General features: G+C 55.8%; 19 protein-coding genes and 2 pseudogenes. 16 read left to right on the forward strand and 5 right to left on the reverse strand.

Features of this window, described 5'->3' with window-relative positions:
- Positions 1-13 precede the first annotated feature (13 nt).
- Complete coding sequence (fliE, locus tag G0034_RS14680) at positions 14-328, reverse strand: flagellar hook-basal body complex protein FliE (protein ID WP_014884391.1); 315 nt, start codon at positions 326-328, stop codon at positions 14-16.
- Between the two features lie 228 nt (positions 329-556).
- Here fliE and fliF point away from each other — a divergent pair, with 228 nt between their 5' ends.
- The 14 genes and pseudogenes from fliF to rcsA all read left to right on the forward strand — a co-directional run bounded on the left by fliF (position 557) and on the right by rcsA (position 12,087).
- Complete coding sequence (gene fliF, locus G0034_RS14685; protein ID WP_023330812.1) at positions 557-2,236, forward strand: flagellar basal-body MS-ring/collar protein FliF; 1,680 nt, start codon at positions 557-559, stop codon at positions 2,234-2,236.
- Positions 2,229-3,227, forward strand: coding sequence for a flagellar motor switch protein FliG (gene fliG, locus G0034_RS14690; RefSeq protein ID WP_008500327.1), 999 nt, complete (start codon positions 2,229-2,231; stop codon positions 3,225-3,227). The genes fliF and fliG overlap by 8 nt, the downstream gene beginning before the upstream one ends.
- A complete protein-coding gene (fliH, locus tag G0034_RS14695) occupies positions 3,220-3,927 on the forward strand; it encodes a flagellar assembly protein FliH (RefSeq protein ID WP_071922097.1) in 708 nt (235 codons plus the stop codon). Before fliG ends, fliH begins: the two co-directional genes overlap by 8 nt.
- Positions 3,927-5,297 (forward strand): flagellar protein export ATPase FliI, encoded by a 1,371-nt coding sequence (gene fliI / locus G0034_RS14700; protein WP_179121031.1) that lies wholly within the window; start codon positions 3,927-3,929, stop codon positions 5,295-5,297. The genes fliH and fliI overlap by 1 nt, the downstream gene beginning before the upstream one ends.
- Before the next feature lie 21 nt (positions 5,298-5,318).
- A complete protein-coding gene (fliJ, locus tag G0034_RS14705; protein ID WP_014884395.1) occupies positions 5,319-5,762 on the forward strand; it encodes a flagellar export protein FliJ in 444 nt (147 codons plus the stop codon).
- Positions 5,759-6,987, forward strand: a pseudogene (fliK, locus tag G0034_RS14710) (flagellar hook length control protein FliK). Before fliJ ends, fliK begins: the two are co-directional and overlap by 4 nt.
- Before the next feature lie 106 nt (positions 6,988-7,093).
- Positions 7,094-7,564, forward strand: coding sequence for a flagellar basal body-associated protein FliL (gene fliL, locus G0034_RS14715; protein WP_014884397.1), 471 nt, complete (start codon positions 7,094-7,096; stop codon positions 7,562-7,564).
- Between the two features lie 4 nt (positions 7,565-7,568).
- On the forward strand, positions 7,569-8,573 hold the full coding sequence (gene fliM / locus G0034_RS14720; RefSeq protein ID WP_014884398.1) for a flagellar motor switch protein FliM: 1,005 nt from the start codon (positions 7,569-7,571) through the stop codon (positions 8,571-8,573).
- Complete coding sequence (fliN, locus tag G0034_RS14725; RefSeq protein WP_014884399.1) at positions 8,570-8,983, forward strand: flagellar motor switch protein FliN; 414 nt, start codon at positions 8,570-8,572, stop codon at positions 8,981-8,983. Before fliM ends, fliN begins: the two co-directional genes overlap by 4 nt.
- Positions 8,984-8,985: 2 nt before the next feature.
- Positions 8,986-9,360 (forward strand): flagellar biosynthetic protein FliO, encoded by a 375-nt coding sequence (gene fliO, locus G0034_RS14730; RefSeq protein WP_014884400.1) that lies wholly within the window; start codon positions 8,986-8,988, stop codon positions 9,358-9,360.
- Positions 9,360-10,097, forward strand: a complete 738-nt coding sequence (fliP, locus tag G0034_RS14735; protein ID WP_014884401.1) for a flagellar type III secretion system pore protein FliP — start codon at positions 9,360-9,362, stop codon at positions 10,095-10,097. Before fliO ends, fliP begins: the two co-directional genes overlap by 1 nt.
- A 9-nt stretch (positions 10,098-10,106) precedes the next feature.
- Complete coding sequence (fliQ, locus tag G0034_RS14740; RefSeq protein WP_008500315.1) at positions 10,107-10,376, forward strand: flagellar biosynthesis protein FliQ; 270 nt, start codon at positions 10,107-10,109, stop codon at positions 10,374-10,376.
- 7 nt (positions 10,377-10,383) lie between these two features.
- Positions 10,384-11,185, forward strand: a pseudogene (fliR, locus tag G0034_RS14745) (flagellar biosynthetic protein FliR).
- Between the two features lie 278 nt (positions 11,186-11,463).
- Positions 11,464-12,087, forward strand: a complete 624-nt coding sequence (gene rcsA, locus G0034_RS14750; protein WP_008500313.1) for a transcriptional regulator RcsA — start codon at positions 11,464-11,466, stop codon at positions 12,085-12,087.
- Positions 12,088-12,189: 102 nt separating this feature from the next.
- Here rcsA and dsrB read toward each other — a convergent pair whose 3' ends face one another.
- Entirely contained in the window at positions 12,190-12,378 is a 189-nt protein-coding gene (dsrB, locus tag G0034_RS23450) for a protein DsrB (protein WP_013097741.1), read from the reverse strand.
- Between the two features lie 129 nt (positions 12,379-12,507).
- Between dsrB and yodD the strand changes: the two genes are divergently transcribed.
- Both yodD and G0034_RS14765 read left to right on the forward strand, forming a co-directional pair.
- Positions 12,508-12,735, forward strand: coding sequence for a YodD family peroxide/acid resistance protein (gene yodD / locus G0034_RS23455; RefSeq protein WP_014884403.1), 228 nt, complete (start codon positions 12,508-12,510; stop codon positions 12,733-12,735).
- Positions 12,736-13,036: 301 nt separating this feature from the next.
- A complete protein-coding gene (locus G0034_RS14765; protein ID WP_063433526.1) occupies positions 13,037-13,837 on the forward strand; it encodes a mannosyl-3-phosphoglycerate phosphatase-related protein in 801 nt (266 codons plus the stop codon).
- On the opposite strand, the gene dgcQ is transcribed toward G0034_RS14765, so the two are convergent.
- The 3 genes from dgcQ to G0034_RS14780 all read right to left on the reverse strand — a co-directional run bounded on the left by dgcQ (position 13,822) and on the right by G0034_RS14780 (position 16,771).
- Positions 13,822-15,522 (reverse strand): cellulose biosynthesis regulator diguanylate cyclase DgcQ, encoded by a 1,701-nt coding sequence (gene dgcQ / locus G0034_RS14770; protein ID WP_179121032.1) that lies wholly within the window; start codon positions 15,520-15,522, stop codon positions 13,822-13,824. The two genes, G0034_RS14765 and dgcQ, sit on opposite strands and share 16 nt — an antisense overlap.
- A 73-nt stretch (positions 15,523-15,595) precedes the next feature.
- Positions 15,596-15,778, reverse strand: a complete 183-nt coding sequence (locus G0034_RS14775) for a YodC family protein (RefSeq protein WP_179121033.1) — start codon at positions 15,776-15,778, stop codon at positions 15,596-15,598.
- 78 nt (positions 15,779-15,856) lie between these two features.
- Positions 15,857-16,771, reverse strand: a complete 915-nt coding sequence (locus tag G0034_RS14780; RefSeq protein ID WP_349675070.1) for a DUF808 domain-containing protein — start codon at positions 16,769-16,771, stop codon at positions 15,857-15,859.
- Positions 16,772-16,877: the final 106 nt, after the last annotated feature.

Consider the following 16,877-nt stretch of genomic DNA (forward strand, 5'->3'; position numbering starts at 1 on the left):
TAGGTTAGACAACCTAAACTTGCATGCCCATCACTTCCTGATACGCCGACACCAGTTTATTCCGCACCTGAATCCCCATCTGGAGGGAAACCGTGGCTTTCTGCAAATCGGCCATCACATCATTCAGCGCCACGCCCGGCTCACCGAGGGTGAATTTCTCCGCCTGGGTACGCGCCGCGGTCTGGGTATCGCTGATACGGTCAAGAGCGGCATGCAGTTGCCCCGCAAAGCTGATGGTCGGCTGTTGTTCTGCCACATTCTGATTACGGGCCGTCATCGCCGTTGCCTGCAACTGACTGATTACCCCTTCAATGCCCTGTATAGCCATGACTCTCCCCTGGATGGTTTTTTACGCGGTCAAGACTAACAGCTTGTCAATAAGATAATGGCGGTAAATAGCGTGAAAAAACCAGGTTATTTGACGCATAGAAAATCCGGAATCATCAAATAATGGCAGGGCCATCAATATGGAACTTTTGTCGTGTTTGCCGACCCGGGAGTCAGTTTTGTTTCTCTACACGAATAACGTAAACCACCAGGATTTAAGAGGTGCGCAATGAGTGCAACAGCATCGACAGCGCCACAAAATAAATCACTCGAGTGGATGAACCGCCTTCGCGCGAATCCTAAAATCCCGTTGATCGTGGCAGGCGCTGCCGCTATTGCCATCCTTGTAGCGATGGTTTTATGGGCAAAAAGCCCTGATTACCGCACGCTCTACAGCAACCTTTCCGATCAGGATGGCGGAGCCATCGTCACCCAGCTTACCCAGATGAACATCCCTTATCGCTTTGCCGATAACGGCGGTGCCCTTGAGGTGCCTGCTGATAAGGTCCACGAGCTGCGTCTGCGTCTGGCTCAGCAGGGCCTGCCGAAGGGCGGTGCGGTCGGTTTTGAGCTGCTGGATCAGGAAAAGTTCGGTATCAGCCAGTTCAGCGAGCAGGTGAACTACCAGCGTGCGCTGGAAGGTGAACTGGCCCGCACCATTGAAACGTTAGGCCCGGTGAAGAGTGCCCGTGTGCATCTGGCGATGCCTAAGCCTTCTTTATTTGTTCGCGAACAGAAATCCCCTTCAGCTTCCGTGACCGTGAACCTCGAACCTGGCCGCGCGCTGGACGAAGGGCAAATCAGCGCGGTGACGCATCTCGTCTCCAGCGCCGTCGCCGGTCTGCCACCGGGTAACGTGACGGTGGTCGATCAAAGCGGACACCTGCTGACCCAATCCAATACCGCCGGGCGTGACCTGAACGACGCGCAGCTGAAATATGCCGCAGACGTAGAAAACCGTCTCCAGCGTCGCATTGAAGCGATCCTCGGCCCGGTTGTCGGTAACAGCAACGTGCATGCGCAGGTGACCGCGCAGATTGACTTCTCTAATAAAGAACAAACCGAAGAGCAATACAGCCCGAACGGCGATCCGGCTCAGGCGGTGATGCGCTCGCGTCAGATCAACTCCAGCGAACAGGTGGGCGGCGCCTACCCTGGCGGCGTGCCGGGTGCGCTCTCTAACCAGCCGGCTCCGGCAAACGCGGCACCGATTTCCACGCCGCCGGCCAATCAGCAGAACGGTCAGCAAAATAATCAGCAGACCACCTCAACGACCAGTAACGCCGGTCCACGCACCAGTAGCCGTAACGAAACCACGAACTACGAAGTGGATCGGACGATCCGCCACACTAAACTCAACGTGGGCGATATTCAGCGTCTCTCTGTTGCGGTGGTGGTGAACTACAAAACGCTGGCGGATGGCAAACCGTTGCCGTTAACCGCCGAGCAGATGAAGCAGATTGAAAACCTGACCCGCGAAGCGATGGGCTACTCCGAGAAGCGTGGCGACACCCTTAACGTGGTGAACTCGCCGTTCAACGCGGTTGAAGAGACCGGCGGTGAACTGCCGTTCTGGCAACAGCAGGCGTTTATCGACCAGCTGATGTCCGCAGGACGCTGGCTGCTGGTGCTGATTGTCGCGTGGCTGCTGTGGCGTAAGGGCGTTCGTCCACAGCTCCAGCGTCGTGCTGAAGCAGAAAAAGCCGCTCGCGAACAGATGTCTACGCGTCAGGAAACGGAAGAAGCGGTTGAAGTTCGCCTCAGCAAAGATGAGCAGATGCAGCAGCGTCGGGCTAACCAGCGCATGGGCGCCGAAGTGATGAGCCAGCGCATTCGCGAAATGTCAGATAACGATCCGCGCGTCGTGGCGCTGGTCATCCGCCAGTGGATGGGTAACGAACATGAGTAATACGCTTACAGGCACCGATAAAAGCGTCATCCTGCTGATGACCATTGGCGAAGACCGCGCGGCAGAGGTGTTTAAGCACCTCTCCCAGCGGGAAGTGCAAATCCTCAGTGCGGCCATGGCCAACGTGCGTCAGATCTCCAATAAACAGCTGACCGAAGTGCTGTCGGAATTTGAGCAGGAAGCCGAACAGTTTGCCGCGCTCAACGTCAACGCCAACGACTACCTGCGCTCCGTCCTGGTCAAGGCGCTGGGCGAAGAGCGTGCCGCCAGCCTGCTGGAAGACATTCTGGAAACGCGCGATACCGCCAGCGGGATCGAAACGCTTAACTTTATGGAGCCGCAGAGTGCCGCCGACCTTATTCGCGACGAGCACCCGCAGATTATCGCCACCATCCTTGTCCACCTCAAACGGGGTCAGGCTGCCGATATTCTGGCCCTGTTCGAAGAGCGTCTGCGTCACGATGTGATGCTGCGTATCGCAACCTTCGGTGGCGTCCAGCCGGCCGCGCTGGCGGAGCTGACCGAAGTACTGAACAACCTGCTCGACGGTCAGAACCTCAAGCGCAGCAAAATGGGCGGCGTGAGAACGGCGGCGGAAATCATCAACCTGATGAAAACGCAGCAGGAAGAAGCGGTTATTACCGCGGTTCGCGAATTCGACGGCGAGCTGGCACAGAAAATTATCGACGAGATGTTCCTGTTCGAAAACCTGGTCGAAGTGGACGATCGCAGCATCCAGCGCCTGCTCCAGGAAGTGGACTCCGAATCGCTGCTTATCGCCCTCAAAGGTGCCGAACAGCCGCTGCGCGAGAAGTTCCTGCGCAACATGTCTCAGCGTGCGGCGGATATCCTGCGCGACGACCTTGCCAACCGCGGTCCGGTTCGTCTGTCTCAGGTAGAGAACGAACAGAAAGCCATCCTGCTTATTGTTCGTCGTCTGGCGGAAACCGGCGAGATGGTGATTGGCAGCGGAGACGACACCTATGTCTAATGAGCTGTCGTGGAAGCGCTGGACGCCAGACGATCTGGCCCCTCCCCTTTCTGAATTCACGCCCGCGAAGGTCTCACCCGCAGAGCCTGACGTCGACGTCGGGCAGCCCGAGCTGAGCGAGGAGGAGAAGCAAGCGCAGATGCTGGCGCAGCTGCAAATGCAGGCGCATGAGCAGGGCTACACTGCCGGTCTGAATGAAGGCCGCCAGAAAGGTCACGATCTGGGCTATCAGGAAGGTCTGGCGAAAGGATTAGAGCACGGTATCGACCAGGCGCGTCAGCAGCAGGCGCCGATCCACGCCCGCATGCAGCAGCTGGTCAGCGAGTTCCAGCACACGCTGGACGCGCTGGACAGCGTGATTGCATCCCGTCTGATGCAGATGGCGCTGGAAGCTGCGCGTCAGGTCATTGGCCAGACGCCTGTGGTGGATAACGCGGCGCTGATCAAACAGATTCAGGGGCTTCTGCAGCAGGAGCCGCTGTTCAGCGGCAAACCGCAGCTGCGCGTTCACCCGGACGATCTGCAGCGCGTTGAAGAGAGTCTGGGGGCAACCCTCAGCCTGCACGGCTGGCGTTTGCGCGGCGATCCGTCGTTACACCACGGCGGCTGCAAAGTCTCTGCCGACGAAGGTGACCTGGATGCCAGCGTCGCCACACGCTGGCAGGAACTGTGCCGCCTGGCGGCACCGGGAGTCGTCTGATGACCGCACGCCTCACCCGTTGGCTCAACACGCTCGACAACTTTGAGACGAAGATGGCGCAACTGCCATCCGTTCGTCGTTATGGACGACTGACGCGCGCGACCGGTCTGGTACTGGAAGCCACCGGCCTGCAGCTTCCGCTGGGCGCAACCTGTGTGATTGAGCGTCAGGATGGCTCGGAAACGCGTGAAGTCGAAAGCGAAGTGGTTGGGTTTAACGGTCAGCGACTGTTCCTGATGCCGCTTGAAGAGGTGGAAGGTATTCTCCCCGGCGCCCGCGTCTACGCGAAAAACATCAGCGGCGACGGCCTGCAAAGCGGGAAACAGCTGCCGCTTGGTCCGGCCCTGCTCGGCCGCGTGCTCGACGGCAGCGGGAAACCGCTGGATGGCCTGCCTGCGCCGGACACCACCGAAACCGGGGCGTTGATCACCCAGCCGTTTAACCCCCTGCAGCGTACCCCTATCGAGCATGTGCTGGATACCGGCGTACGGCCGATTAACGCCCTGCTCACGGTAGGACGCGGACAACGTATGGGTCTGTTCGCCGGCTCCGGCGTGGGTAAATCGGTCCTGCTCGGCATGATGGCGCGTTATACCCAGGCCGACGTGATCGTCGTTGGGCTGATCGGTGAGCGTGGCCGTGAAGTCAAAGATTTCATCGAAAACATTCTGGGTGCGGAAGGCCGGGCCCGTTCAGTGGTAATCGCCGCCCCGGCGGATGTGTCACCCCTGCTGCGTATGCAGGGTGCCGCCTACGCCACCCGTATTGCCGAAGATTTTCGCGACCGCGGCAAGCACGTGCTGCTGATCATGGACTCCCTCACCCGCTACGCGATGGCACAGCGTGAAATTGCGCTGGCTATCGGTGAGCCACCGGCCACCAAAGGCTACCCGCCTTCGGTCTTTGCCAAACTTCCTGCGCTGGTTGAACGCGCAGGGAACGGCATCAGCGGCGGTGGCTCCATCACTGCATTTTATACGGTACTGACCGAAGGCGATGACCAGCAGGACCCGATTGCCGACTCCGCGCGCGCCATTCTCGACGGTCATATTGTGTTATCGCGTCGTCTGGCTGAAGCCGGACACTACCCGGCGATTGATATTGAAGCATCCATCAGCCGCGCAATGACGGCGCTGATCACCGAGAAGCATTACGCCCGCGTGCGTAACTTTAAACAACTCCTCTCCAGCTTCCAGCGCAACCGCGATCTGGTCAGCGTGGGGGCGTATGCCAAAGGCAGCGATCCTATGCTCGACAAAGCGATTAGCCTGTGGCCGCAGCTGGAGGCGTTTTTACAACAGGGCATTTTTGAACGTGCCGACTGGGAAGATTCAATCCAGGCTCTGGAGCTGATTTTCCCGCAGGTGTAACACAGGTGGAGGGCGAAGGTCATGGCGCAAAACAGCGCGTTATCAACGCTGAAAGATCTGGCTGAAAAAGAAGTTGATGATGCCGCATTGCAGCTTGGCGCAATGCGACGCGGGTGCCAGCAGGCTGAAGAACAGTTGAAGATGTTAATCGACTATCAGCATGAGTATCGCACCAACCTCAATACCGATATGACCCAGGGCATTGGAAGCCAGCGGTGGATTAACTATCAGCAGTTTATCCAGACGCTGGAGAAGGCGATAGAGCAGCACCGCCAGCAGCTTAACCAGTGGACCCAAAAAGTCGATACCGCGCTGAATTTCTGGCGTGAGAAAAAACAGCGGCTGCAGGCCTGGCAAACCTTACAGGACCGGCAGATCGCAGCCGCGACCCTGGCGGAAAACCGTCTGGATCAGAAAAAAATGGATGAGTTTGCCCAGCGCGCATCAATGAGGAAACCGGAATGATCACACTGCAACAACTGCTGATGAGCGACAGCGACCTGTCGGGCGGGATGCAAACAGGGAAAGGCACCGACGGTGCGCAAGACTTTCTCTCCCTGCTGACGGGTGCCCTGACGGACGCGACGGGCAAGGGCAAAGATGCGCCGCTGACCCTGGCTGACCTGAAAGCCGCTGGCAGTAAGCTGTCAAAAGTCGCTCAGGACGCCAAAGGCGATACCGCGCTGCAGGCCAAAATTGCCGACCTGCTAGCGCGTCAGCCAGCCCTGAGTGGCGATGAAACGGCGCAGCTTGCCACGCCTGAAACCCTGATTTCCGGGCTGGTGCCGCTGTCAAAGGGCGATGCCCTGAAAACGCTCAATGCGGCCAACAGCAAGGATGACAGCAAAAGCGAACTGAGCGAAAAAGAGCTGGCCGGATTAAGCGCGCTGATGGCAATGCTGCCGCACCAGCAGACCAGCACGCCTCACGCGGCGGGCAGTAACGGCGTTTCCGCAACCTCAACATTGAGTTCAGCGACGCTTTCGCCAAACGCAGCGGGCCACTCCCCCTGAACGCGGCAGCGGGAGACCACGATAAAGCGCAGCTTTCCGCACCTTATCAGAGTCATGCGAAAAACAACGGCCCGGATCTCTCCGCCAATGCGCCAGTCACTCCGGTCGTGGCCGCTGCGGCAGAGAAGCAGGAATTCGCCAGTTCCTCTTCATCATCCTCACCCACGGCTACCCTGGCGCCGATCATGTCCAGTCATGCCACCAGCCAGCCTGCCGCCACCGTTGCCACCGCGCCGGTGTTAAGCCAGCCGCTGGGTACTCACGAATGGCAGCAGTCCCTGAGCCAGCACATCACGCTGTTCACTAAGCAGGGGCAACAGACTGCGGAGCTGCGCCTGCACCCGGAAGATCTGGGCCAGGTGCAAATCTCGCTTAAACTGGATGATAACCAGGCGCAGCTGCAGATGGTCTCGGCACACAGCCACGTGCGCGCGGCGCTGGAAGCGGCACTGCCTGTCCTGCGGACGTCACTGGCAGAGAACGGTATTCAGCTCTCTCAGAGCAGCGTCAGCAGCGAAAGCTTTGCCGGGCAACAGCAATCCTCATCGCAGCAGCATCAGGCTTCACGTTCCGGTCACAACGGCGGATTTAATGAAGAGAGCGAGGAGCTACTGCCCACCCCTGCCGCCCTGCAATCCGCGGCGCGCGGTAACAGCGCCGTAGACATCTTCGCCTAAACGCCAGAGGTAGCGTGATTATCCCCGTCTTTTCCACGCTTTGACGACGGCAGGACACGGGATAATCACCTTATTAAGCTGTACCGAAACAGGAAGCTCGTATCAGATGACAGACTCCGCTATCACCAAAAAAAGTAAGCGTTCCATCTGGATCCCGCTGCTGGTGTTGATCACGCTCGCCGCCTGCGCTACCGCGGGCTATAGTTACTGGCGTATGCAGCAGGAACCTTCAACCGCTGCCGCCAAAGCCGAACCCGCACCGCCGCCGGCGCCGGTCTTTTTCCCTCTGGACACCTTCACCGTTAACCTCGGTGATGCGGATCGTGTGCTGTATGTCGGTATTACGCTGCGCCTGAAGGATGAAGCCACCCGCGCGCGCCTGAATGATTATCTTCCGGAAGTGCGTAGCCGTCTTCTTCTGCTGTTCTCTCGTCAGGACGCCTCCGCGCTGGCCACCGACGTGGGTAAGCAAAAGCTGGTCGACGCCATCAAAGAGACGCTGGCCACTCCGCTGGTAAACGGCCAACCTAAGCAGGAAGTCACTGACGTTCTGTATACAGCCTTCATTCTGCGGTAACGACATGGGCGACAGTATTCTTTCTCAGGCAGAAATCGATGCGCTGCTCAACGGCGACAGCGATAAAAACGATGATCCGCAACCGGGCCTAACGGGTGACGACAATATTCGTCCCTATGATCCGAATACCCAGCGCCGCGTAGTTCGTGAACGTCTGCAGGCGCTGGAGATCATTAACGAACGTTTTGCACGTCAGTTCCGAATGGGGCTGTTCAACCTGTTGCGTCGTAGCCCGGATATCACGGTCGGTGCGATCCGCATTCAGCCGTATCACGAGTTTGCCCGCAACCTGCCGGTGCCAACCAACCTTAACCTGATTCATCTGAAGCCGCTGCGCGGCACCGGTTTGGTCGTGTTTTCGCCAAGCCTGGTGTTCATTGCGGTGGATAACCTGTTCGGCGGCGACGGGCGTTTCCCGACCAAAGTAGAAGGTCGTGAATTCACCCACACCGAACAGCGCGTCATCAACCGCATGCTGAAGCTGGCGCTGGAGTCCTACAGCGACGCGTGGAAAGCGATTAACCCGCTGGAAGTGGAATACGTTCGTTCCGAGATGCAGGTGAAATTTACCAATATCACCACCTCCCCGAACGATATCGTCGTCAACACGCCGTTCCACGTTGAGATCGGTAACCTGACCGGCGAGTTCAATATCTGTCTGCCGTTCAGCATGATTGAACCGCTGCGCGAGTTGCTGGTTAACCCGCCGCTGGAAAACTCACGCAACGAAGATCAGAACTGGCGTGAAAACCTGGTTCGCCAGGTCCAGCACTCACAGCTTGAGCTGGTGGCTAACTTTGCCGACATCTCAATGCGGTTATCCCAGATCCTGAAATTACAACCCGGCGACGTTTTGCCGATAGACAAACCCGACCGCATTATTGCCCATGTGGATGGTGTCCCCGTGCTGACAAGCCAGTACGGCACGATTAACGGTCAGTATGCGTTACGCGTTGAGCACTTGATCAACCCGATTTTGAATTCGCTGAATGAGGAACAGCCCAAATGAGTGACATGAACAATCCGTCCGATGAAAACAGCGGAGCACTGGACGATCTGTGGGCTGACGCGTTAAACGAACAAAAAGCGACCCCAACGAAAAGCGCAGCGGATGCGGTATTCCAGCAACTCGGCGGCGGTGACGTCAGCGGCACGCTGCAGGATATCGACCTGATTATGGACATCCCGGTCAAGCTGACCGTTGAACTGGGACGCACCCGGATGACCATTAAAGAGCTGCTGCGCCTGACGCAGGGTTCCGTCGTGGCCCTTGACGGTCTGGCGGGTGAGCCGCTGGATATTCTGATCAACGGTTATCTGATTGCTCAGGGTGAAGTGGTGGTGGTTGCCGATAAATACGGCGTGCGTATCACGGACATCATCACCCCGTCTGAACGTATGCGTCGTCTGAGCCGATAAGTATGAAAACCCAGGCAACACTATCGCAACCGTCTGCCGTTCCCGGTTCCCCGCTGCTCCAGGTGAGCGGGGCGTTGTTCGGTATTATTGCCTTTATTCTTATCGCCGCCTGGCTGGCGAAGCGTTTTGGTCTGGCGGGTAAAACCGCCGGAACCCGCGGCCTGAAGGTGAGCGCCAGCACCACGCTGGGGCCGCGTGAACGCGTGGTTATCGTCGAGGTGGACGATGCGCGTCTGGTTTTGGGTGTCACCGCCTCGAACATCAACGTATTACATAAACTGCCGCCCGCCCCTGTCACGGTGGAGGAGCGCGCACAAGCCCCTGCGGATTTTCAGTCCGTCATGAAGAGTTTGCTTAAGCGTTCCGGGAGATCCTGATGCGCCGTTTGTTATCCCTTACGCTTGCGGGCATTGGCCTGTTTGCTCCCGCGGTTTATGCGCAACTGCCCGGTCTGGTCTCAACGCCCATTGCCGGTGGCGGTCAGAGCTGGTCGCTCCCGGTACAGACGCTGGTATTCATCACCTCGCTGACCTTTATCCCGGCCATCCTGCTGATGATGACCAGCTTCACCCGCATCATTATCGTCTTTGGTCTGCTGCGAAACGCGCTCGGTACCCCTTCCGCGCCGCCAAACCAGGTGCTGCTGGGGCTGGCGCTGTTTTTGACCTTTTTCATTATGTCGCCGGTCATCGATAAGATTTATACCGACGCGTACCAGCCGTTCAGCGAAGATAAAATCTCCATGCAGGAGGCGCTGGATAAAGGCGCACAGCCGCTGCGGGAATTTATGCTGCGCCAGACGCGCGAAGCGGATCTGGCACTCTTTGTTCGCTTGTCCAATACCGGCGAATTGCAGGGGCCGGAAGCGGTACCCATGCGCGTTTTGCTGCCAGCCTACGTCACCAGCGAGCTGAAAACGGCGTTTCAGATTGGCTTTACCATCTTCATTCCGTTCCTGATTATCGACCTGGTGATCGCCAGCGTCCTGATGGCGCTCGGGATGATGATGGTGCCGCCCGCAACCATTGCCCTGCCCTTTAAGATCATGCTCTTTGTACTGGTCGATGGCTGGCAGCTTCTGGTCAGTTCGCTGGCGCAGAGTTTCTACAGTTAAGGAACGGCAATGACACCCGAATCGGTCATGATGATGGGCACGGAAGCGATGAAAATCGCCATTGCCGTTGCCGCTCCCCTGCTGCTTGTCGCGCTGGTTACCGGTCTGATTATCAGTATTCTGCAGGCCGCCACGCAGATTAACGAAATGACGCTGTCCTTCATTCCGAAAATCATCGCCGTATTCGTGGCGATTATCGTGGCCGGACCGTGGATGCTGAACCTGTTGCTGGACTATATGCGCAACCTGTTTACCAATCTTCCGTATATCATCGGCTGACCTGACGATGCTGCACTTCACCAGCGACCAGTGGGTTCAGTGGCTCGGCGTCTATTTCTGGCCGATGCTGCGCATTCTGGCACTGATCACCACCGCCCCGATTTTCAGCGAGAAATCGATCCCCAAGCGTGTCAAAGTGGGGCTGGGCATTATCATCACCATCATCGTCGCCCCTTCCCTTCCCCCGGTGGATATTCCGATCTTCTCCGCGAATGCGGTGTGGGTGGCATTACAGCAGGTGATGATTGGCGTTGCCGTAGGCTTTACCATGCAGCTCGCCTTTGCCGCCGTTCGCACGGCCGGGGAACTGATTGGCCTGCAGATGGGCTTATCGTTCGCCACGTTTGTTGACCCCGGCAGCCACCTCAACATGCCGGTGCTGGCGCGCATTATCGATCTGCTCGCCATGCTGCTGTTCCTGTCGTTTAACGGTCATCTGTGGCTTATCTCCATGCTGGTGGATACTTTTCATACGCTGCCGATTGGTGAAAACCCGGTCAACAGCAATGCCTTTCTCGCGCTCACCCGCGCGGCGGGGCTGATCTTCCTCAACGGCCTGATGCTGGCGTTGCCGATTATCACCCTGCTCCTGACCGTCAACCTGGCATTAGGTCTGTTGAACCGCATGGCACCGCAGCTCTCCATCTTTGTGATCGGTTTTCCGCTGACGTTGACGGTCGGAATTTTATTAATGTCATTACTGATGCCCCTTATCGCCCCCTTCTGTGAACACTTATTCGGCGAGATATTCAATCTGTTAGCAGATATTGTCAGCGAGCTGCCACGTAAATAATAGTCCTCACGATTGATATTGTCTTTCTGAGGATATTCCTAAAATAAAACATGAAAAACATCTTCCAGGATATATCTGACGGGGTTTAATTGTTTCTAACCACCTCACAATACTTAATATTTACTTTACTTTAAGAAGATTCCTGGCAAATTATACGTAACTTTACGGGATAGTGAGTCCGCCTGAAAGTCTTTGTCATGCTCACAGGTTTATTATTTTTTTCCATCCCGTATGGCTGTTTTGAGCTCTCAGGCAGATGGTGAATTATCGTTACGCATTGAGTGAGGGTATGCCATGTCAACGATCATTATGGATTTATGCAGCTACACCCGGCTAGGGTTAACCGGGTACCTGGCAAGCAGAGGGGTAAGAAAGAGAGACATCAACGATGCACACACCGTTGACGAACTCGCAGCCGCTTGTGACGAACTAAAACCAGGCGTGGTGTTTATTAATGAGGACTGTTTCATTCACGATCCAGCCAACAGTCAGCACATTAAGCAAATCATTAATCAGCATCCAAAAACTCTGTTTATTGTTTTTATGGCGATCGCGAATATCCATTTCGATGAGTATTTGTTGGTCCGTAAAAATTTATTGATCAGTTCTAAGTCGATTAAGCCCGAGTCGCTGGATGACATTCTGGGTGATTATTTGAATAAAGAAGTTAAAAATGTAGGAGCGGTTAACTTACCCACCCTATCATTAAGCAGGACTGAATCAAGTATGCTGCGAATGTGGATGGCAGGACAAGGAACTATTCAGATCTCTGACCAGATGAATATTAAAGCAAAAACCGTTTCATCACATAAAGGAAATATTAAAAGGAAAATTAAAACGCATAATAAGCAAGTGATCTATCACGTGGTACGTTTGACCGATAATGTGACGAACGGGATTTTCGTCAACATGCGTTAGTGGCTTAAACCCCTTTGCACCCTACCTTTGATCTCTGGCCAGGCCAGAGATTTTTGCTTATGTGGGCGTTGTCGGGCAACCGCAATGCCACCCGACGCTGTGTTACTCCGCTTTTTCGACAAAAATGCCGTCCGGATGCCCCAGTTCATTAAAAAACCAGATGCCGAGCGGGTAGTCTTCCAGTGATACCAGGTACATTGTCCCCTCACTGAACTCTTCAATTGCCAGTACCACCCCCGGGCGGCGCGGCCCACCGTCCGTTTTAACGGTAACCCGATCGTTGACCTTCATACATTCCTCCTCTGGTTTTGAGCCAGTGTAGAACAAAACGCATGCGCTGACATCGCTGACGGATGCGAATGCCGTTTTTGTGTGCGGTCTATACTTAACCGTGGACACGTTTATATGAGGTACCCCGTAATGAAGACCAACAAAGCGTATAGCGACACCATCAAGCGCGAAGTCGAAGTGGATGTCGATGCCCTGCTGGCCGCCATCAATGAGATCAGTGAATCCGAAGTACGTCGTGCAGAGGATGATTCCGAGAGGGTGATGGTGAACGGGAGGGATTACCATACCTACCGCGAACTGGCGGAGGCCTTCGAGCTTGATATACACGACTTTAGCGTGTCTGAAGCCAATCGATAGCGCGAAAAAAATCCCGGTCATGGGGATGGCCGGGATCAAAACTTGCTTATGCAAGAAGCACTTGAAAATTCGTTACACCAGGAAATCTGATGTACAAACCACACTATCCCCAACGATTTTGTCTGACAAGCATATATTCTTACGGCGAATATAATATTTTTAACATAATCATTTTTGTTATGAGCAATAACGCACGGTGAATGCGGCTTTGGCTGAATCGCGTCTTATAAAGACGGTTTTCCCTTCAGTATTTTTTTAAGAATATTCTTAGATAGAGGCGCGTGCGCTTTCAGGAGTCATCATGCTTTCACTTCAGGGTCCCCTGCTGGTTTTTTCCGATCTGGATGGATCGCTTCTGGACATTCATACCTACGAGTGGCAACCCGCGATGCCATGGCTGGACAAACTGCAGGATTATCAGGTGCCGGTGATTCTGTGCAGCAGCAAGAGTGCCGCAGAGATGCTGGATATCCAACAGGATCTGGGCCTGGAGGGGTTACCTTTTATTGCTGAGAACGGCGCGGTCATTCAGCCTGATGTGCGCTGGGAGAGGGGGCAGCGCCAGATCACAGGGATGACGCATCGGGAAATTCATCCGCTTATTGAGCAAATCCGCCAGCAGGCAGGCTTTAAATTCGTCACGTTTGATGACGTGAACGAACGCGTCATCAGCGAATGGACCGGGCTGACGCGCTACCGTGCGGCGCTCGCACGCAAACACGACGCCTCTGTCACGCTCATCTGGCGTGATACCGACGACGCAATGGTCCGCTTTGAAGAGGCGCTGGCGCAAAGGGGTCTGAAATGTCTACAGGGGGCTCGTTTCTGGCACATTCTGGATGCCCGCTGCGGTAAAGACGTGGCGGTTAACTGGCTGATTGCGCAGTACCGCGAGCAGGAAGATTGTGTCCCCACCACCCTGGGGCTGGGGGATGGCCCAAACGATGCGCCGCTGCTGGACAGCGTCGACTTCGCCGTGGTGATTAAAAGCATAAACCGCCAGGGCATTACGCTACAGAATGATAGCCCTGAACGGGCTTATCACACGCAGCTGAGCGGTCCCTTAGGCTGGCGGGAAGGGATGGATCACTTTTTCTCCTGATCGCTCCAGCACACCCGGTTACGCCCGCTCTGCTTGGCCTGATACAGCCTGTCGTCCGCGGCAGACTGCAGCTGTTCAAAAACATAGTTCTCTTTTTCCTGCGCGCTGGCGACGCCCAGCGAGGCGCTGATGCGAACAGCCGTGCTCTTTTTCACCAGGATCTCCCTGCTGTTGATGCGTGACCGGATGCGCTCCGCGACCCTCCTCCCCTCTTCCTGGCTGCTCCCCGGCAGGACGACGCAAAACTCTTCCCCGCCCACGCGCCCGGCAACGTCATTTTTGCGCAGCACGCTGGCAATCAACCCTGCGGCATGGGACAGCACTTTGTCACCCGCCTGATGCCCGTACTGGTCATTAATGCATTTGAAATGGTCAAGATCGATCTGTATCACCGTAAACGGCTGACCCTGTTGTCGACAGTTCTCCGCAATCACTTTTGCGCGCTCAAACAGCGCGCCGCGGTTATTCAGACGCGTGAGCGGATCGTGCCAGGCCTGCCACTGCAGGGAGTGCTGCAGGGTGTACATATTGCTGACCATCCTGCGGATGACCAGCCATGAAACAAGCAGCATGGCGGTAAAGAGCGCCCATAGCAGGGCCAGCACAATACTGATGCTGCCAAAGTCACCCTGTACGCCTTCGTGCAGCGTATGGACGCGTAAGATCACCCCGTCAAAATGATCGAGTCGCTCCCAGCTAATAAAACGGCTTCCAAGGCGAATACCGCCTCGGGTGTCGTGCTCAATCGCGTGAGCAATTTGCGCCGTTTCAACCTCGTCAAAGCGGTTCACCTGACTGCCGTCCACTTCTGACGTGGCAATCATGTTCAGACGCGTGTCATACAGTTGATACTCGCCCTCCGTCCGCTCCTGCGTCGCTTCAGTCAGCAGGCGTTTCATGGTGTGTATGGAGAAATCCATCGCTACCACGCCATACCAGTAATGCTCAAAATAGATGGGCACGCTCGCCGTTATCGTGCGCTCCCCATTGCTCCAGGGCGACGGCGCCGAAATAAACCAGCGCACCGCGCGCGCGCGATTGTGGCGTTCTGAGTGCAAGGTAAACCAGGGTTGAGTCACCAGAAAGTAATAGCGGGCGCTGATATCGTCAGCCATATCAGGCGTGTCTGTCGAAAGATAAAACCCCGCGCGGGAAACGTAGATTATCCGCTCTTCACTTTGCACACCCGACGAGGCCAGGCGCAGTAAATACCCCACTTCCAGCGCGGCAGAGATCTCATTACTGATACGCTCACTATCACGGTTAAGGAGCGTGGACTTTGCAACGAAGGCATCTGACACGCCGTTCAGGGGAAGGGTGCGTTTTTTATCAACGGCCAGCTGCCAGGTTTCATCCGTCCGCACGGCGCTAAAACGAGACACCGCATCGCGCAGGACATCAAACCCCAGGGGGGTCTGTAAGGCATCATGCATGCTGGTGCGAAAAAACAGCATTTTGTCCACGCTGTACTGCAGCTGACGGTCCAGCGACGTGGCGACCGTTTCGAGATGGTTGCGCTGGCTGGAGATATACGCCTCCTCCAGGACCATCACCTCACGCCAGGTCAGGAGGGTGGAAAAGACAAGGACGACAAGAAAACAGAGATTAACGATTAACCCCGGATTGCTACGCTTATGCAGCCATTGCAGAAAATATTGTTTTACAACAAAGGTATCGCGCTGCACACACACTCCCTGATTACTGCCTTACACCCGGTACATGAGATAAAAACGCCCGGCAAAGCCGGGCGTTATGTGATTAAGCCTTGTCCCGCTTGTGCTGCCCGTCGCCCGGCTGAAGCTCATCTTCACGAAATGCTTCCCGCTTGATGCTATAGCCATCGTGCCACCGACACTCCACCATTCCGCTGGAATAGCCTGTGACAATCATACTTGGGCCACCTTTCTTAGGCTTAACTTCATCACTGACCAAAAAGACCATACCTGCCTCCTGTATCAGGGTGAAACTGTTTCAATTTAGACGAGGAATAGTCTTTTTGCATACCACAACAGGTAACAATTAGTGCGCAGAACCGCGCATTTTTTCGACCAGTTTCACCGCCGCCACCACGATAGCGCCAACGATAAAGCCCAGCACAAGATTCAGCAGCGTCGGCAGAATAGCGGCCACCACGCTCCCCTGCGCCGAGGAGAACTGTTCGATCGCATGGTGCAGCGGAGCAATGCCGTGGACCACAATACCGCCCCCCACAAGGAACATTGCCAGGGTGCCAACCACCGACAAGCTCTTCATCAACCACGGTGCCAGCGTCAGTAAGCTTTTACCGATGCCTTTTGCCACCGCGCTTGATTTCTCCTCCAGCCAGTAGCCGATATCATCCAGCTTCACGATCAATCCGACCAGACCGTACACGCCGACGGTGACCAGAATGGCGATGCCGGAGAGGATCAACACCTGATTGAGCAGCGGCGCATCGGAGACAATACCCAACGTAATGGCGACGATCTCTGCCGAGAGAATAAAGTCGGTCCGAATGGCGCCTTTGACTTTATCGCGCTCGAAGGTTTTCGGATCCTGCGCGGCCAGCGCGTCCAGACGCTGCTGGCGCATCTCCGGCGTGTCGTTCTGCTTGCGTGCGCTGAAGGAGTGCAGGACTTTCTCCACGCCTTCAAAGCATAAAAATGCCCCGCCAATCATCAGCAACGGCGTGATAGCCCAGGGAATAAATGCACTGATCAGCAGCGCCAGCGGCACCAGGATCACTTTATTCAGAAACGAGCCTTTTGCCACGCCCCACACCACCGGCAGTTCGCGGTTAGCCCGTACACCGCTCACCTGTTGAGCGTTAAGCGATAAATCATCCCCCAGCACACCCGCGGTTTTCTTCGCCGCCAGTTTCCCCATCACGGAAATATCATCCAGTAAGGTGGCAATATCATCCAGCAATGTTAATAAGCTACTTCCTGCCAAAATCGTGATCCTTCTTTTTTTGGTAATTAAGTGAATAGTATGGAGCAAAAGCGCAAACGCGGAAACAGGCACCTCACGTCAACAAAAAATTCACATCAACTACACAATT

Origin of the sequence: Enterobacter sp. T2 (assembly GCF_010692925.1) — a bacterium.
GTDB lineage: Bacteria > Pseudomonadota > Gammaproteobacteria > Enterobacterales > Enterobacteriaceae > Enterobacter > Enterobacter kobei.